At 47.4% G+C, this 15,649-nt stretch carries 16 protein-coding genes; 1 reads left to right on the plus strand and 15 read right to left on the minus strand.

The window, feature by feature from the left end; genetic code table 11:
* Positions 1-13: 13 nt before the first annotated feature.
* From LKD71_RS04260 to LKD71_RS04270, 3 genes are read right to left on the minus strand one after another with little or no spacing between them, the layout of a single operon-like run.
* Complete coding sequence (locus LKD71_RS04260) at positions 14-916, minus strand: sensor histidine kinase (RefSeq protein ID WP_227614484.1); 903 nt, start codon at positions 914-916, stop codon at positions 14-16.
* Entirely contained in the window at positions 906-1,595 is a 690-nt protein-coding gene (locus LKD71_RS04265) for a response regulator transcription factor (protein WP_227614485.1), read from the minus strand. Before LKD71_RS04265 ends, LKD71_RS04260 begins: the two co-directional genes overlap by 11 nt.
* Positions 1,585-2,622 carry a threonine aldolase family protein gene (locus LKD71_RS04270; protein ID WP_227614486.1) on the minus strand — a complete coding sequence of 346 codons (1,038 nt, stop codon included), beginning with the start codon at positions 2,620-2,622 and terminating at the stop codon, positions 1,585-1,587. The genes LKD71_RS04265 and LKD71_RS04270 overlap by 11 nt, the downstream gene beginning before the upstream one ends.
* Before the next feature lie 251 nt (positions 2,623-2,873).
* On the opposite strand from LKD71_RS04270, the gene LKD71_RS04275 reads away from it, so the two are divergent.
* Positions 2,874-3,113 (plus strand): hypothetical protein, encoded by a 240-nt coding sequence (locus tag LKD71_RS04275; RefSeq protein WP_178046616.1) that lies wholly within the window; start codon positions 2,874-2,876, stop codon positions 3,111-3,113.
* A 33-nt stretch (positions 3,114-3,146) separates the two neighbouring features.
* Here LKD71_RS04275 and LKD71_RS04280 read toward each other — a convergent pair whose 3' ends face one another.
* The 12 genes from LKD71_RS04280 to LKD71_RS04335 form a co-directional block, all read right to left on the minus strand.
* Positions 3,147-3,776 carry a VTC domain-containing protein gene (locus tag LKD71_RS04280; RefSeq protein ID WP_178046615.1) on the minus strand — a complete coding sequence of 210 codons (630 nt, stop codon included), beginning with the start codon at positions 3,774-3,776 and terminating at the stop codon, positions 3,147-3,149.
* A gap of 244 nt (positions 3,777-4,020) precedes the next feature.
* Positions 4,021-5,301, minus strand: coding sequence for an adenylosuccinate synthase (locus tag LKD71_RS04285; RefSeq protein ID WP_227614487.1), 1,281 nt, complete (start codon positions 5,299-5,301; stop codon positions 4,021-4,023).
* A 125-nt stretch (positions 5,302-5,426) separates the two neighbouring features.
* Complete coding sequence (locus LKD71_RS04290; RefSeq protein ID WP_227614488.1) at positions 5,427-6,320, minus strand: LysR family transcriptional regulator; 894 nt, start codon at positions 6,318-6,320, stop codon at positions 5,427-5,429.
* A gap of 18 nt (positions 6,321-6,338) precedes the next feature.
* Positions 6,339-7,775: an adenylosuccinate lyase gene (gene purB / locus LKD71_RS04295; RefSeq protein WP_227614490.1), complete on the minus strand. Its 1,437-nt coding sequence runs from the start codon at positions 7,773-7,775 to the stop codon at positions 6,339-6,341.
* A 236-nt stretch (positions 7,776-8,011) separates the two neighbouring features.
* Positions 8,012-9,268 (minus strand): RNA-guided endonuclease InsQ/TnpB family protein, encoded by a 1,257-nt coding sequence (locus LKD71_RS04300; protein ID WP_227614492.1) that lies wholly within the window; start codon positions 9,266-9,268, stop codon positions 8,012-8,014.
* Between the two features lie 55 nt (positions 9,269-9,323).
* Complete coding sequence (locus LKD71_RS04305; RefSeq protein ID WP_431835005.1) at positions 9,324-9,629, minus strand: transposase; 306 nt, start codon at positions 9,627-9,629, stop codon at positions 9,324-9,326.
* Between the two features lie 248 nt (positions 9,630-9,877).
* On the minus strand, positions 9,878-11,161 hold the full coding sequence (locus LKD71_RS04310; RefSeq protein ID WP_227614495.1) for a reverse transcriptase/maturase family protein: 1,284 nt from the start codon (positions 11,159-11,161) through the stop codon (positions 9,878-9,880).
* Between the two features lie 385 nt (positions 11,162-11,546).
* Positions 11,547-12,083, minus strand: coding sequence for a GNAT family N-acetyltransferase (locus LKD71_RS04315; RefSeq protein ID WP_227614497.1), 537 nt, complete (start codon positions 12,081-12,083; stop codon positions 11,547-11,549).
* Positions 12,084-12,101: 18 nt separating this feature from the next.
* Positions 12,102-12,950, minus strand: a complete 849-nt coding sequence (locus tag LKD71_RS04320; protein WP_227614498.1) for a hypothetical protein — start codon at positions 12,948-12,950, stop codon at positions 12,102-12,104.
* Between the two features lie 95 nt (positions 12,951-13,045).
* The gene (locus LKD71_RS04325; protein WP_227614500.1) at positions 13,046-13,807 is read right to left on the minus strand and encodes an amino acid ABC transporter ATP-binding protein; all 762 of its coding nucleotides are present in this window, start codon (positions 13,805-13,807) and stop codon (positions 13,046-13,048) included.
* Between the two features lie 9 nt (positions 13,808-13,816).
* A complete protein-coding gene (locus LKD71_RS04330) occupies positions 13,817-14,467 on the minus strand; it encodes an amino acid ABC transporter permease (RefSeq protein WP_227614501.1) in 651 nt (216 codons plus the stop codon).
* 75 nt (positions 14,468-14,542) lie between these two features.
* Positions 14,543-15,379, minus strand: coding sequence for an amino acid ABC transporter substrate-binding protein (locus tag LKD71_RS04335; RefSeq protein WP_408610972.1), 837 nt, complete (start codon positions 15,377-15,379; stop codon positions 14,543-14,545).
* Positions 15,380-15,649: the final 270 nt, after the last annotated feature.

Here is a 15,649-nt window from a genome sequence, read left to right on the forward strand (position 1 = left end):
AGTACCTTCACAGTTACAAGGAAAAATTCCTCAGAAGATTCAGCGTCACTTTTGTGCCTTCGCCCAGGGTCGAGGTGATGGTGATTCCGTGGGCCAGCCGCTTTAAAATTTCCTGGCAGAGATAGAGGCCGATGCCCGTATCTTCTATATATAAGAAGCCGTTTCCTCCGTAAATCCGGATGGTTCCCTTCTTCGTGTACTTGAGGGCGTTGGACAGAAGCTGCTCCAGCACAAAGACCAGCCATTTCTCATCAGAGACTGTCTCTATGCCGGTCTCCTGAAAGTCCAGAGCGATCTTTTTCCGAATAAAAGACCGCGCGTATTTCCGTACGGCCTGGCGGACGCAGTCGTCCACATCCACTGACCGGAAAGCCAGATCATGGTCCGGGCTGTCCAGGCGGAGATACTGGAGCACCATCTCCACATACTGCTCGATCCGGAAAAGTTCCATCGAAAGCTCGCCATTTTCCGGCGTGTCCTCCTCCTGAAGAAGGAGACTCATGGCCGCGATCGGCGTCTTGATCTGATGCACCCAGAGCGTATAGTATTCCTCCATATCCCGGAGTTTCTCTGCGGCTTCCGCCTCTTTCCGGTTCTTCTCCTTGAGCAGCGACTCGATGAGATCCTGATAGGCTTCCTCCTTCGGGTCCTCGCTCTCCGGGAGATCCCGAAGGTAAAAATCCTTCGCCCGCTCTCCCGCAAGCTGCCTTAAAAGCTTCTGTTTTTTCTGAAAGCGCCCAAAGCCACTGAGAAGCCAGACAAATTCTGCGATAAACACGAGAAGAATCCCGTACCCGGCGGCCTCCGGCGGAATCTGGTAGAGCAAAAGTACCAGCGAATAGATCAGAAGCCCCAGGGCCACCGCCAGAAGGACCTGGCGTTTCTCCAGAATATATTCTTTCAGATCAATCTTCATCGGAGATCAGATACCCCATTCCCTTTCTGGTGACAATAAAGTCTGTAAGTCCCGCCTGCTCCAGCTTCTTGCGGAGGCGGGTGATGTTTACCGTGAGGGTGTTCTCATCCACAAAGCAGTCCGTCTCCCAGAGTCTTGTCATGAGAGCGTCCCGGCTCACGGTTTTTCCCTTGTTCTCCAGGAGCATTTTCAGGATTTTGTAGTCGTTTTTCGTAAGATCGATGCGCTGGCCCTCGTAGGTCAATGTGGCGTCCGCGGTGTTCAGCACGGCCCCCTTATGGGCAATGAGCTCCGTATTGGCAGCGAAATCATAGGTTCTCCGTAAGATAGCCTGGATCTTCGCCGCCAGCACGTTCCGGTCGAAGGGCTTGGCGATAAAATCATCCCCGCCCATATTCATGGCAATGACGATATTCATGTTGTCGGAAGCCGAGGAGAGGAAAACCACCGGCACCCGGGAAATTTTCCGGATCTCCATGCACCAGTAAAAACCGTTGCAGGCCGGAAGGGCGATATCGAGGATCACCAGATGGGGATTGTAGGAGGCGAAAGTGTCGAGAACCTTGGAAAAATCCTCCACACAACAGGCCTCCCAACCCCAGTCCTCCATAAGTTTCTGAATGGAGCGGGCAATGACCTCGTCATCTTCTACGATAAGAATACGATATTTATTTTTCACGGCGAATATCCTTTATGAGCGCGTCCACGTCCTCTTCCCTGGTGGCCCAGCTGGTGCAGATCCGCACCATACTGTGGGAGGCGTCCACCCGCTCCCAGTAGGAAAAGCTGTATTTTCCTGCCAGACGGCCAAGTTCAGAATCCGTAAAGACCGCAAACTGCTGGTTTGTAGTGCTGCCAATGGGCATCGGAATGCCGAGATCCACCAGGGTGGAACGGATCTTCATTGCCATGGCATTGGCGTGGGCGGAAAGTTCAAAATAGAGGTCGTCCTTCATGAGCTCCTGGAACTGGATACCGAGAAGCCGTCCCTTCGCCAGCATGCCGCCCCGCTGTTTGATGAGATAACGGAAATCTTTTCCGAGAGCCGGGTTTGTGATGATCACAGCCTCCCCGAAGAGAGCTCCCTGTTTCGTACCGCCTAAGGTGAAAGCGTCACAGTGCCGGGCAATAAAAGGCAGGGTCAGGTCATTATCCCTCGCCATCAGGCCGTAGCCCATGCGCGCACCGTCAATATAGAGATAGAGGCCGCACTCCTGGCAGGCATTGTAGAGATCCTCCAAGCTCTTCTGATGATAGATCGTGCCGATCTCCGTGGGGTTGGAAATGTAAACCATACCCGGCTGCACCATATGCTCGTGGCTTCCGTCCTCCCGATGAGCCTTTACTACTTCCCGGATCTGGTCCCCTTTGAGCTTTCCGTTCCGTCCCGGAAGAGCCAGGACCTTGTGGCCGGTAGCCTCGATCGCGCCGGTCTCGTGGCAGTTGATATGGCCCGTATCGGCGGAGATCACGCCCTGCCAGGGCTTCAATCCCGCAGCGATGACCGTGAGGTTCGTCTGGGTACCGCCCACCAGGAAATGGACCTGGCCCTCGGGCAGTTCACATTTTTCCAGAATCATCTCAGCGGCCTGACGGCAGTAATCGTCCTCCCCGTAGCCGGTGGTCTGCTCCAGATTGGTTTCAACCAGTCTCTTTATGATACGCTCATGAGCGCCTTCGTTATAATCACAGTTAAAAAAGATCATTTTCTTTTGTTCCTCCTGATAAAATGGACATGTCGCCTACCGGCGACATCACATATAAGCCAGCTGTTTCGCGCCTGTGACGCTCATGCAAGCATGGCTCATTCATGGCCGCCGTCCGGACTTTCATAGTAAAAAGTTCCACCTTATACCCTATCACATTTCCGGAGAAAATTCTATCTTTCCTTGCAATTCCCTGTTGGAAAAGTTATAATGACCTCAGCCGTCTTTTCTGCGGCAGAATGGAGTTCTCTATGAAAAAATTCAAACGCATCCGCCGGATCTTTGCCTGGATCGGCATCGTCGTCCTAGTTGGGCTCTATGTCACCACCCTGATTCTGGCCTTTTCCGGCAGCCCCATGGCTCAGGCGCTGTTTCGCGGTTCCTTCGCGGCTACCGTGGTTTTCCCGGTGCTGCTCTACGCCATGCAGATCATTTACCGGATCCTGAAACCCGACGATACCGCCGACGACCCGGACAAGAAAAAAAGATGAAAAGCCTCTCCGGGCCTTTCATCTTTTCTTATTTTAGAAGATAAATCCGTATTCATCCTGCTTTTCTTCCATGCTCTGGCCCTGCAGCATACTGCTGACCATCTGGGGAAGGGAAGCACTTTTCTTATAAGTCAGAAGAACTTTGCCCTTATCCAGGCAGGGGAGCTTCATCTCCGGCTCCTCGAAGAGGCTCCTGCATGGACCGATGCCCCGCCCGATGGCGGTGGTAAAGGTCACATATTCGCCCTTTTTCACGCGGCACATTTCTCTCCGGTAATCGGTGATGCGCCCCGGATAGAGGCTGTTCAGGGTAGCCTGGCGGTAAAAATCAGCCAGAAGCTCTTTCCTGTGGTTCTTCATCCACTCCAGATCGCCGTTCAGAAGCTTCTCGCTCTCCTCTCTGGAAAGCTTCGCACATTTCTTGAAATAGAGCCCGTTCTGCATATATTTTTTCTCCAGAAAGATCTGGCTCTCGTCTCTGTTCTTCATACAGAGATAATAGCTCGCCACGGCCTTTCGCTGGCCGGCTCCCTGAAATTCCAGTTTTCTTAAATGGAAGCTCTCGAGGTTCCCGGTATTCGTGGAAAGGTAGGCTTCCTTCAGTTCTTTATATCGTTCTTCTGTAATACTGTTGGTCTGTGCATAATAGGTTGTGTATATCACTTATGATCCCCCTTTAATGCTGCTTGTTTGCATTGTGTTTCATTGACCCGGCAGCTCCATTTCGTTCGGAACTCCCCTTACCGGACATCAAAAGTATACCAAAGAAATGTGAAGATGTCATGTTAAACTTCTAAATTATTTCTAAAGTTTCCTGAGTTTTTTCTTCATTTTTCGACACATTGTACAAATAGTGCCCATTAAAAAGCCGTCCCGGAAAATCCCGAAACGGCTTTTATTTTTAAGATTATTTATTGCGGTAGATGATGTCCTCACGACCCGGTCCGTTGGAAACCATGGTGATGGGGAAGCCGATCTGCTCTTCCACAAACTCAATGTATTTGCGGCAGTTCTCCGGCAGATCCTCGTACTTCTTGATACCGCGGATATCGCATTTCCAGCCCGGCAGCTTGGTGAATACCGGTTTTGCTTTCTCCAGAGTCGGGGTAGTCGGGAAATCGGTGGTCACTTTGCCGTCGATCTCGTAACCGATGCAGACCGGAATCTCATCCAGATAGCCCAGAACGTCCAGAACTGTGAAAGCCACGTCTGTGCTTCCCTGCATGCGGCAGCCATATTTGGTGGCAACGCAGTCGAGCCAGCCCATTCTTCTCGGACGGCCTGTGGTGGCTCCGAACTCTCCGCCGTCTCCGCCTCTCTTACGAAGCTCGTCTGCCTCGTCGCCGAAGATCTCGCTGACGAAAGCGCCTGCTCCTACAGCACTGGAGTATGCCTTTACAACGGTAACGATCTTCTTGATCTCATAAGGCGGAAGGCCTGCACCGATGGCACCGTAAGCAGCCAGGGTGGAGGAAGAAGTTACCATCGGGTAAATTCCGTGATCCGGATCCTTCAGAGAACCGAGCTGACCCTCGAGGAGGATCTTCTTGCCCTCTTTCAGTGCGTTCCACAGAAAAGTGGAAGTGTCGCATACGAAGGGTGCTACCATATCGCGGTAGGTGTGAAGCTCTTCCAGGATATCCTCAACCTTCAGAGCCGGTTTGTGATACAGATGCTCAAGAATGACATTCTTCTGCTCCAGAACCCGGGCAACCTTGTCTTTCAGGAACTCCTCATCGAAGAGCTCGCAGACCTGGAAGCCGATCTTTGCATATTTATCAGAATAGAAGGGAGCGATTCCGGACTTTGTAGAACCGAAGGATTTCTTACCAAGACGCTCCTCCTCGCACTCGTCAAACAGAATGTGGTAGGACATCACGATCTGAGCACGGTCAGAAACCAGGATCTTCGGAGTCGGAACCCCTTTGTCCACGATGCTCTGTACTTCTTTGAACAGAAGCGGGATGTTCAGTGCCACACCGTTTCCGATGATGCTTGTAGTATGGTTATAAAAAACGCCTGACGGAAGTGTATGAAGGGCGAACTTTCCATAATTGTTTACAATGGTATGTCCGGCGTTTGCTCCGCCCTGGAATCTCACGATGATGTCGGCATCCTCTGCCAGCATATCTGTGATCTTACCTTTTCCTTCATCTCCCCAGTTTGCTCCTACAACAGCGGTAATCATGTTCATTCCTCCTATAGAAATGCGTTTATTTGCTTTAATTCATCTTGTCTGCCCCGCAGACAGGTTATATTATAGCGCATTTTTTATTATAAGTAAAATGAATAATATTTATATTTCTTATAACATTAACTTATATCTTCTCGTATCAGCTCAATCAGCTTCTGGGCCGCCGAGGATAAGGTCGCATGGCTTCCCTGGACGATACAGATGGAGCGCTCGGGAATTTTTTTCTGGATCTTGAGTTCGAAGAGCTCTCCGCTCTCCAGGGCCTCCCGGGCGAAATCGTAGACCACCGAGGCCACGCCGAGATTCCGTTTCGCAAACTGGACGATCATATCGCTGGTGGCAAGCTCTATCTCCGGGTGGACGAGAACGCCGCTCGCCTTTAAAAACTGGTCCATATACCGGCGGGTGCTCGTGTTTTTCTCCAGGCAGATCAGGGGTACATCCGCCAGTTCCTTCAGGGGAATAATCCGGTTTTTGTACTCCCAGAACTTATACCCGGCCACAAAGGTGTCCCGTATGGGCCGCACCGGAAAAACACTCACTTCCTCATGGCCCGTCACCGGTGAAGTCACGACGCCAAAATCAATGCGCCCTTCCTGCATATAGCGGAGCGTCTCCGGCGTGGGACCGTTTGTGACCGTGAGCTTGATCTTCGGGTAGGCCTCGTGAAACCGCTGAAGGTAAGGCAGCAGAAAAAAGCGGAGCGTCATATCGCTGGCTCCGATCCGGAGTTCTCCGCTCTCCAGCCCCTTCATCTCCCGGAGCTTTTTCTCGCCCCTAAGGATGGTCTCATAGCCGTTCTGCACATATGAATAGAGGATCTCCCCTGCAGGAGTCAGGCGCACACCTTTGCCGGTCCTCACGAACAGGGGGATCCCCACCGCATGTTCCAGAGCCTTGATGGCCTGGCTCACCGCGGGCTGGCTGACGGAAAGCTCCGCCGCCGCCGCTGTGACGCTGCCCTGCCGGGCAACGTAATAAAAAATTTTATAATATTCGAGATTGATATTCAAAAGACACCTGCTTTTTCATCAAACGTTGATCTCTGCTTTGACTCCCAGAAGTTCTTTGTTGGCATCCAGCACTGGATCTACGACATTTTTCAGGAAATTGTCCACCTGGAGCGGAGCGCGGCCCACATATCTTGCCGGGTCCATGGTCTTCTTGAGGTCTTCCAAGCTCAGGTTGAAGGCCGGATCTGCTGCGATGAGCTCCAGAAGGTTGTTCTCCTTTCCTTCCACCTTCACGGTGCGTCCTGCTTCCATGGAAAGCTCGCGGATGCGCTCGTGAAGCTCCTGACGGTCGCCGCCGGCTTTTACAGCGTCCATCATGATATTTTCGGTAGCCATGAAGGGCAGCTCGCTCATGAGATGTTTCTCGATGACTTTCGGATATACCACCAGGCCATCAACCACGTTCAGGCAGAGATCCAGGATGCCGTCGATGGCGAGGAAGCCTTCCGGAACGGAGAGACGCTTGTTGGCAGAGTCGTCCAGGGTACGCTCAAACCACTGGGTTGCGGAGGTGATGGCCGGATTCAGGGCATCCACCATCACATAGCGGGACAGGGAAGCGATACGCTCACTTCTCATGGGGTTTCTCTTATAAGCCATAGCGGAAGAACCGATCTGGGTCTTCTCGAAGGGCTCCTCCACCTCTTTCAAATGCTGAAGGAGACGGATATCGTTGGAGAATTTGTGGGCGCTGGCTGCGATACCTGCGAGAATGTTCAGCACACGGGTATCCACTTTTCTGGAGTAGGTCTGGCCGGATACGGGATAAGCGGCCTTGAAGCCCATCTTCTCAGCGATCATCGGATCGATTTTGTCGATGGTCTCCTGATCTCCGTCGAAGAGCTCCAGGAAGCTGGCCTGGGTTCCGGTGGTTCCCTTGGAGCCGAGAAGCTTTAAGGTGCCTGCCACATACTCCAGATCCTCGAGATCCATCAGGAACTCCTGCATCCAGAGAGTCGCCCGCTTTCCTACGGTCGTCGGCTGTGCCGGCTGGAAGTGGGTGAAAGCCAGGGTCGGCTGATTTTTGTATTTATCTGCGAAATTGCGGAGCTCGGCGATGACGTTGATAAGCTTTTTGCGAACCAGCTTCAGGGCTTCGCTCATCACAATGATATCCGTGTTGTCGCCTACATAGCAGGAAGTTGCTCCCAGGTGGATGATTCCTTTTGCCTTGGGACACTGCACACCGTATGCGTATACATGGGACATTACATCGTGGCGGACAACCTTTTCCCGTTCTTTCGCCACTTCATAGTTGATATCCTCCGCATGGCTTTTCAGCTCCTCGATCTGCTCGTCGGTGATGGGAAGGCCCAGCTCTTTCTCAGTCTCTGCCAGGGCGATCCAGAGCTTTCTCCAGGTGCGGAATTTCATATCCGGTGAAAAAATGTACTGCATCTCCTTACTTGCGTAACGCTCGGATAACGGGCTAACGTACTTATCGGTACCACTCATCTTTCCAGTCTCCTTTTCTTATTCATCTAAGCTTAAAGAAAGGGGCTGATGTCTCACAGCCCCTGTCCGATTCCTCTTGATTATAGCTCAAAGTTTTTTTAAAAGCAAGAGTAACTATTCTTCATTATATTTTCGTGAACTACTCGGTAACTAAGTTACCAGAGCATCTGAAATCTGGCGGGATACCGCCTTTTCTTCAGGGTGCGTCCATGACACCAATACTGCTTGCCTTTCGGTTATACAGCTACTTTTATTATTTCTGGATTTTTTAATCCGGTTACGGACAGTTCCTTTTCCTTTCCGGATACGGAAAGATATTTCCGCAGGATATTAAATGCACCCACTGCATCTGCGTTAAATCTTACTCCGCCAGTTATATACATGCCCCGTTCTTTTCGATTGAATGCTTCTGCATATCTTTTTGATACTTCTGGTGATAATGGACTGCACTGGCTGGTATAGCTTTCTTCCTGTTTTATCAATGGAATCCCATATAATTTCAGTTTATATTCCAGCATGATATACAGCCTGTTATACGGCAGTCCGTGAAGCTTCTGGTTGGTCTTGTGTCCCAGATCTTTTCCTTTACGGATATTCCGGATGTCTCCCACAACCACACAGCGGATATCTTCCTTTCTGCAGTATTCCGCAATCCATCTGGTCACTTTGTGAAGGTAATCCTTCACTGCATTCTGCTTTTTCCTGTAAAGTCTCTGGATATGTTTCGATGATTTTGGATATTCTATTCCTCTTTCCGACTGCTGCGCATACCATACAGACTGCACTCTGGCGATCTCTTTATGAAAGTATCTTTCCAGAGAAAGATATTTTCTTCCCAGAATAAAAGTCCTGCCATTTCCGGAATCATAACAGGTCATCAGATTATGAAGTCCAGGATCAATAGATAAATAATGTCCATTCTGGGAGAGCTGCTCTGGTTCTTCCAGCCCATAGATAACGATAAGGTCACATGTTCCATTTTCCGGGGAATAGATCCGCAATTGTTTTATGTGATCCATGTCTTTGAAAATCTTATTTTCAAGATATAGGAATTTTTCATGGATCCCGTAAGTTTCTTCCATATAGCTTTTCAGATCCTTTGGCAGAGACAGCCGCAGCTGGTCTGAACCTTTCTCATGCCGGATCCCCATCTGCATGTATGTGACTGGTATGTTGTCCTGTTTAAAACGGGGCGGATTTGGATTTTTGATCCCTCCGGTCTTTTTCAGGACAAAAAAAGATCTCCACGCCTTATCCAGCTGCTTACAGGTCTCCTGTGCTGTCTGTGACGGAAGCTGTCTGTACCACAGATCTCCTTTATGTGCTTTTTTCTGATAATACCAGTCAGGATACTTTTCCAGTCCCAGTTCTTTATAATGATAACGTTCATAGTTGCAGACATTCCAGAGTTTGGAAGCTGCATAACACATATGCCCTATGATATTGGAATATTCCGGCCGGATCTTTACCGATGTTCTGTGTGACAGCAGCATTCCGCTTTCCCCCTTCAGACAGTCATGCGAACCAGTATCCACAGTCCGCTTTAAATCAATACGACTTGCTCTGATGTTCCATATAACGGCGGATATTTTCCTCAGATACGGATCCAATTGTTTCCACATAATAGGAATGGTTCCACAGCTCTCCTTTCCACAGCTGGTTTCTTATTTCCAGAAAACGTTCGAACAGTTTTCTGCCGGTAATACCCTTATCCTCAGGGATCTGCTGCACCAGTTCCTGCAAGTATTCCTCAATTTCTGGATCAAGTATCTTCCTCCGGTATTTCACTGACCATACCATATAGTAGTTGATATTACACACGCAAGTCCTGTAATGCATAAGTTTTTCTTTTATATGCATATATATAGTATAACACAAGAGTCAAAAATACGCAACAATTATTCGAACATATTTTCTGCTATTTATATGTAGGTTACGGAATTAAGAGAAAGCTATTAATATCAAGCATGAGGATTATTGTACTATTTGCATTGTGCAGATATGCACACTCCTGCGCTTTCATCTCGGTAATTGAATTGCCGAGGATTCCCGCTTATTATCCTAAAAATTCCTGCATGCGGCGGTTGTTTGCAGCTGTATATTCATTTTTTCTTCAACGCCTTGCGAATTTTAGGAATATGACGCTGTAAATCTTTATAAATCAATTCCTCCTTGCCAAATGCTTCTTCCGCATGCTTTATATATGTAAAAAAGTTTCCCGGATTAGCATCAGCCCCATGAACAGAATATCTTCGATACAGATTGTCTGAACCTTTTAACTTTGGATTCTTAGCAATCGACTTCGTTTTACGATACATTCGATAATAATATTTACTTATTGTTTTTGAACGAACAGACACATGCACCCCATCAAATGTAAATCCAAGAAAATTAATTACCTTTTTACTTGTATCTGCATTCTCTAATAATTTCTTTCCGACATTTTCAATTTGATTATTCGAAAACTCAAAAATCTGTGTTTTGCTAGGTTCCAATTGTAAATTAGGAACCGAATGTATTATGTCTATAATTCTATTGAAAACTGAGAGCTCTTGTCCTATTTTAGGAACAACTACTATAAAATCATCACTATATCTTCTATACATTCCACCTAGTGAAACAACATATTCATTTATTTTCTTATCTGCTTCAATCATATAAATATTTGCCAGTACTGCACTTATAGAAGATCCCTGCGGAATTTGATGATCTTTCATATTTTTCTGAATATGTTTTCTATATTTGCGATAGTCTTCTTTGTCCAATGCAACTTTTCGCTTATTAAACTCCTTCAAACTTAATCCAGTAATAGACAACAAATCCTCTAGTTCCCATATACTATATTTAGTCACATTTTTGAAAACTGCATAATGATCAGCCGGAAGCTTTTCAACTTCCATAGCAGAACACCATTGTTTCTTCAAATACTGATGATCCAAGCAATCAAAGAACCCCGTAAAATCACCAATTAAAACATAAGCACCTTGTGTCTTTCGTATAAAATCAAATGCTTCCTGTGCAATCTGAATATTACTCTTCTTCAAATTTGTTCTATACGCAACCGGCACCATTGCGATATTTTCTTTATCTAGATATTCATTATAGTTCTCATTCAATATCGCACTATAATACTGGTATATGCATCTATCCATATGTGATGCATAACAAATTTCTCTTTCTTTATGTTTTACTCCAGTCCGTTTATTATATTTATCCATTTTCATTACATAATGAATAAAAGGATAGAAGCTGTGATGAGCAACTTTCATGGGGTTCGTAATATATCCTGATACTTTTGATATGTCCGTACGCACATCAAAATGAGTATATCCTTTTCTACTATTTGCTATTACCTTTGGATTTGATACCCACGCTGTAATATTCAATAAATCCTCTCCCTAAATTTGCAATACCCATCGACATGGAGGATAGCGTTCCTTAGCCGATGGGTATACTTTTATTCTTAGTAATCGTTATGATAGACATTTGCCTATATTTGATTGCCAGCTATCCTGTAGATGCAATACTTAATTGTGTTACAATCAAGCAGGAGGACAACTTTATGTTCAGCACTATCTTATTTGTAGTCTTGACCGAACTGGTCATCTATACCAACAGACAGTTTCCAACTTTCGATTTCGATTTATTGGTTGAACTGTTGACAACAATCTCCCACCCTTACAACTACTTGTAAGGCATATATAGAATACCATATTTTTATTTTATTTTCAATTTTAAATTTCTTATTTACAGCATTTTGACTCTTCTGATTTATTTCGCTGAATTTGTCGCTTGAGTAATTTCTGCTTCTGTTGCCGGAGTTGTCCATTTACCGAATACTCGAGATTCCTTAGACGGAATAACCCCCATATCTTTGTATCCCAATTTCTTCAATAGTGCCATACTTGGCTCGTTCTGCGGCTCAGTAAAGCTGATAAAATCCCACTCCGTGTACCGCTCGTGGAGCAGATCAATCAGAGCTGTCAATGCTTCGAACGCATATCCTCTGCGGTGATGTTTATAGGAAAACGTGTATCCAATAGAAATGGTTCCGTCATTCGGCATAACCACGATTTCGCCCACCATCTCGTCCGTGTCCTTCAATGCCACCGCCACTAGAAAAGGAGCGTCTACGGACATTATGTCGTCCTTATGACATTCCACCAGGTTAACGATGCCATCGTAGTCTTTGACTTGCCCACGCTGGTACCGGGCGCAAATCTCATTGTTGCGGTAGTCATACATTATCTCCGCATCCTTCACCGCAACATTTCGCAGACGCAGACGATTCGTTTCCATAAAGGTCATCGTAATTCCTCACTTATTTCATAATTCTTTTATGTACAAAACGTACTGACCCACACATTGGAATCCAAGTTCGCCCAAAACAGACTTTTCATCCTCAGCGCAGAAGTATGTCATATATTTGGCATCCAAACATTTGCACTCACTCAATGAAGCTGTCAGCAGTTCACGGAACACACTTTCATTGAAAACCTCATCAGCAAACTCACTTCCGTATATTTCGTAGTACCCATCCTTACCTGTCAAAAACACGGCAGCAATTGGCTGATCTGCCTGATTGTAAACAAAGATCGTCCAATCATCAATCGTTTCAAAGATACGGTCGGCATTCCAGTAGGTGTCGGGATCTTCGTGATATACCCTTCGGAACTTATCAAAATTGTATCGAAAAATCTTTTCAATGCAGTCATCATGTTCCTTCGCCGTATATCCATCAAAGAAAAAAGAGTGATTCCAGTCCTGCTCAATGCATTGGAAACCATGTTCTGAAAGGAAGTGGATTGCTTCCTGATTATCTCCCGGAAAACCGAAATAAGCCGTATATCCGGCAAACTTTGTTTCAATAGTTTTTAGCAGCTCTGCCAGCGCCTGTTTTGTACCACGATTGATATTAAACTCATACAGCTGGAGATATCTGTCCTCCGGAATCCAATAATACGAAATCCAGCCCTCAACCTTCCCGTCAATACCGAACAGCAGCAGTTCGTATGTTTCCTTTGCTATGGCACGTTCAGCTGCCTTAAAGAAATCTGTCTTGGTTTTAATACCGTCTGCGTAGGTTGGATAGCATGACTTTTTCGGATTGAGAGCAACACTATAAGCAAACTCTCCATATTTCTTTATATCTTCAGGCGTGGCCTTTATCAGCACCTGCCGTACCTCCATTCGTTTTGATGTGTACACAGTTGTAACTACTCTTGTAACTGTTCAGTACCTTCGTGGAATAGTGGCTGCTGAATAGTTACCTATTCTTCATTGTATTTTCCCAGAAATTCCTGCATGCGGCGGTTGTCGGAATGGAAGACCTCCTCCGGCGTTCCTTCCTCTACGATGAGGCCTTTTTCCATGAAGACCACATGGTTGGCCACGTTTTTCGCGAAGTTCATCTCGTGGGTGACGATGACCATGGTCATGTGCTCGGCGGCCAGGTCACGGATGACTTTTAAGATCTCGCCCGTAAGCTCCGGGTCCAGGGCAGAGGTGGGCTCGTCGAAAAAGAGCACCTGGGGATTTAAGGCCAGAGCTCGCGCGATCGAGACACGCTGCTGCTGACCGCCGGAAAGCTGGCAGGGATAGTAGTCCTCCTTATCGGAAAGGCCCATCTTTTTTAAGAGCTCCCGGCCGATGCGGTAAGCCTCCTCCTTTGACTTTTTCTGGACATGGATCAGCGGATCGGTCACGTTTTTGATCACGCTGTAGTGGGGGAAAAGGTTAAAATTCTGAAAGACCAGGCCAAATTTTTTCCGGATTTCCCTGAGCTCGGCAGGCTTTGCGTAGACCGACCGGCCGGAAGCATCCATGGAAACAGCCTTCTCGCCGAGATAACTCAGATCTCCGCCGTCCATGGTCTCCAGCAGGGTCGCGCATCTTAAAAGTGTGGATTTTCCGGAGCCTGAAGGGCCGATGATGGCCAGCACCTCTCCTTTTTTTACCGTCAGAGAGATGTCCTTGAGGACCTCAAGATCTCCGAAAGATTTTTTGATATGATTGATTTCGAGATAATTCATAAAGCCTCCTTAACGGTAATAATCCATGCGTTTTTCCAGTTTTTCCATGACAACGGCCACAATAAGGTTGAAGACATAGTAGAAAATGGCCGCCACCACGAAGGGTACAAAGGTAGTCTTCGACGCGGCGATCTGTTTGGCAATCGTGAACATCTCCATATAAGCCACAGCGAAGGCCAGGGAGGTGTCTTTTACCAGCGTAATGACCTCGTTGGTGACGCTGGGAAGAATCCGTTTCACCACCTGTGGGAAAATGATCCGGAAAAAGGTCTGGCTTCGGCTGTAGCCCAGAAGCTTCGCCGCCTCGTACTGGCCCACCGGCATGGACTCAATGCCGGAACGATAGATCTCCGCAAAATAAGCCGCATAGTTTAAGGAAAAGGAAAGGATGATGGCTGTAAAGCGCCAGTTTCCTCCGATGTTCATTTTAAACAGATAATAAGGACCAAAGTAGAACACCATGAGCTGAAGCATCAGCGGCGTTCCTCTCATGACGGAAATGTAGATTTTAAACAGGTTCTTCAGCACCGGATTTTTCGCCATCCGGCCAAAAGAAATCACAAGGCCCAGAGGCAGAGAAAAGATCAGCGTCAGGAAAAAAATCCCGACGGTCCGCACCATGCCTCCGGAAAGCTGTGACAGAATCTGGGGTAAGCTCATATGATATCCTCCATAAACACTTATAACCCCCGGAAGCACAGGCTCCCGGGGGCCGTAAGGTCTTTGTATTTTTATTTACTCTGCTGCGCTCTCAGTTTCGGTCTCAGCAGTTTCCGCAGCGGTCTCGCTCTCAGCCTCGGAGGAAGCTTCCTCCTTATCCTGGCCTAAGCATACCATATCGGTGAGCTCGTATTTCTCAGCCAGTTTGTCGAAGGTGCCGTCTTCCAGAAGCTTATCAAGATCAGCATCAACGATGTCGCGAAGCTCGGTGTTGCCTTTCTTGAAGCCGATGGCATATTTCTCAGAATTGAGGTGCTCATCCAGGATCTCGTAATCATCGCCGTTGTCACGGCTCTCGATCTGATATTTGGCTACGCCGATATCCATGGCGATGGCATCCACAGCTCCTGCTTGGAGCTCCACGAAAGCGCTGTTGTAATCGGCAAACTCCTGAAGGGTTCCGAAGGTGTCTGCAAGAGCTTTCTGCTGCTCCTCATCCTGAAGAACCTGAAGGGCTGCGCTGGCTGCCTGCACGCCTACGGTCTTCCCTGCAAGATCAGAAAGAGCGCTGATGCCGGCATCTTTCTTCACCACCATCACCTGGCTGTTATCCACATAGGGCTGGGACCAGGTATAGTCATCCTCTCTTCCGGTCATCGTGAAACCGTTCCAGATGCAATCAATGGAACCGGAATCCAGCTCCATATCCTTGGACTCCCAGTTGATCGGGGTCTTCACAAGCTCCCAGCCTTCCAGATCACAGACTGCCTGAGCCAGCTCCAGATCAAAGCCGGTGTACTCTCCGTCGTCTCCCATGTAACCGTAAGGCGGATACTCCGCATCAAAACCTACGGTAAATGTTTTTGTCTCATCTGCAAAAGCAACAGTTCCCAGAAGGGAAGCTGCCATCATTCCACAAAGGATCGCGCTGATCACTCTTTTTTTCATAATTATTTATCCTCCTTTAGCATATTAGCAGTTGACCACTCTACTATGTTAAATCAAAACCTGCCGTTATACTAACACAGCGCGTCTGCTCTGTCAAGGAAAAAGTGTAACTATTCAGAGCCCATCTCGATTCCGCTTTGCTTCATCTCGATGTGCCTGCTCGCCAAATAGATTTTTGGTCAAAATCGTTCGTTCATGCAAGCATGACTCACACTTTTAACAGAAAATCTGCTT

Origin of the sequence: Fusicatenibacter faecihominis (assembly GCF_020686945.1) — a bacterium.
In the GTDB taxonomy this organism is placed as follows: Bacteria; Bacillota; Clostridia; order Lachnospirales; family Lachnospiraceae; genus Limivivens; species Limivivens faecihominis.

Excerpts from the sequence above, each read along its gene's own strand:
- LKD71_RS04330 (WP_227614501.1), bottom strand. The coding sequence starts at position 14,467 with ATGAGCTTACCCCAGATTCTGTCACAGCTTTCCGGAGGCATGGTGCGG.
- LKD71_RS04300 (WP_227614492.1), bottom strand. The coding sequence starts at position 9,268 with ATGCTGCTGTCACACAGAACATCGGTAAAGATCCGGCCGGAATATTCC.
- LKD71_RS04260 (WP_227614484.1), bottom strand. The coding sequence starts at position 916 with ATGAAGATTGATCTGAAAGAATATATTCTGGAGAAACGCCAGGTCCTT.
- LKD71_RS04315 (WP_227614497.1), bottom strand. The coding sequence starts at position 12,083 with ATGACCTTTATGGAAACGAATCGTCTGCGTCTGCGAAATGTTGCGGTG.
- LKD71_RS04270 (WP_227614486.1), bottom strand. The coding sequence starts at position 2,622 with ATGATCTTTTTTAACTGTGATTATAACGAAGGCGCTCATGAGCGTATC.
- LKD71_RS04275 (WP_178046616.1), top strand. The coding sequence starts at position 2,874 with ATGAAAAAATTCAAACGCATCCGCCGGATCTTTGCCTGGATCGGCATC.
- purB (WP_227614490.1), bottom strand. The coding sequence starts at position 7,775 with ATGAGTGGTACCGATAAGTACGTTAGCCCGTTATCCGAGCGTTACGCA.
- LKD71_RS04325 (WP_227614500.1), bottom strand. The coding sequence starts at position 13,807 with ATGAATTATCTCGAAATCAATCATATCAAAAAATCTTTCGGAGATCTT.
- LKD71_RS04285 (WP_227614487.1), bottom strand. The coding sequence starts at position 5,301 with ATGATTACCGCTGTTGTAGGAGCAAACTGGGGAGATGAAGGAAAAGGT.
- LKD71_RS04335 (WP_408610972.1), bottom strand. The coding sequence starts at position 15,379 with ATGATGGCAGCTTCCCTTCTGGGAACTGTTGCTTTTGCAGATGAGACA.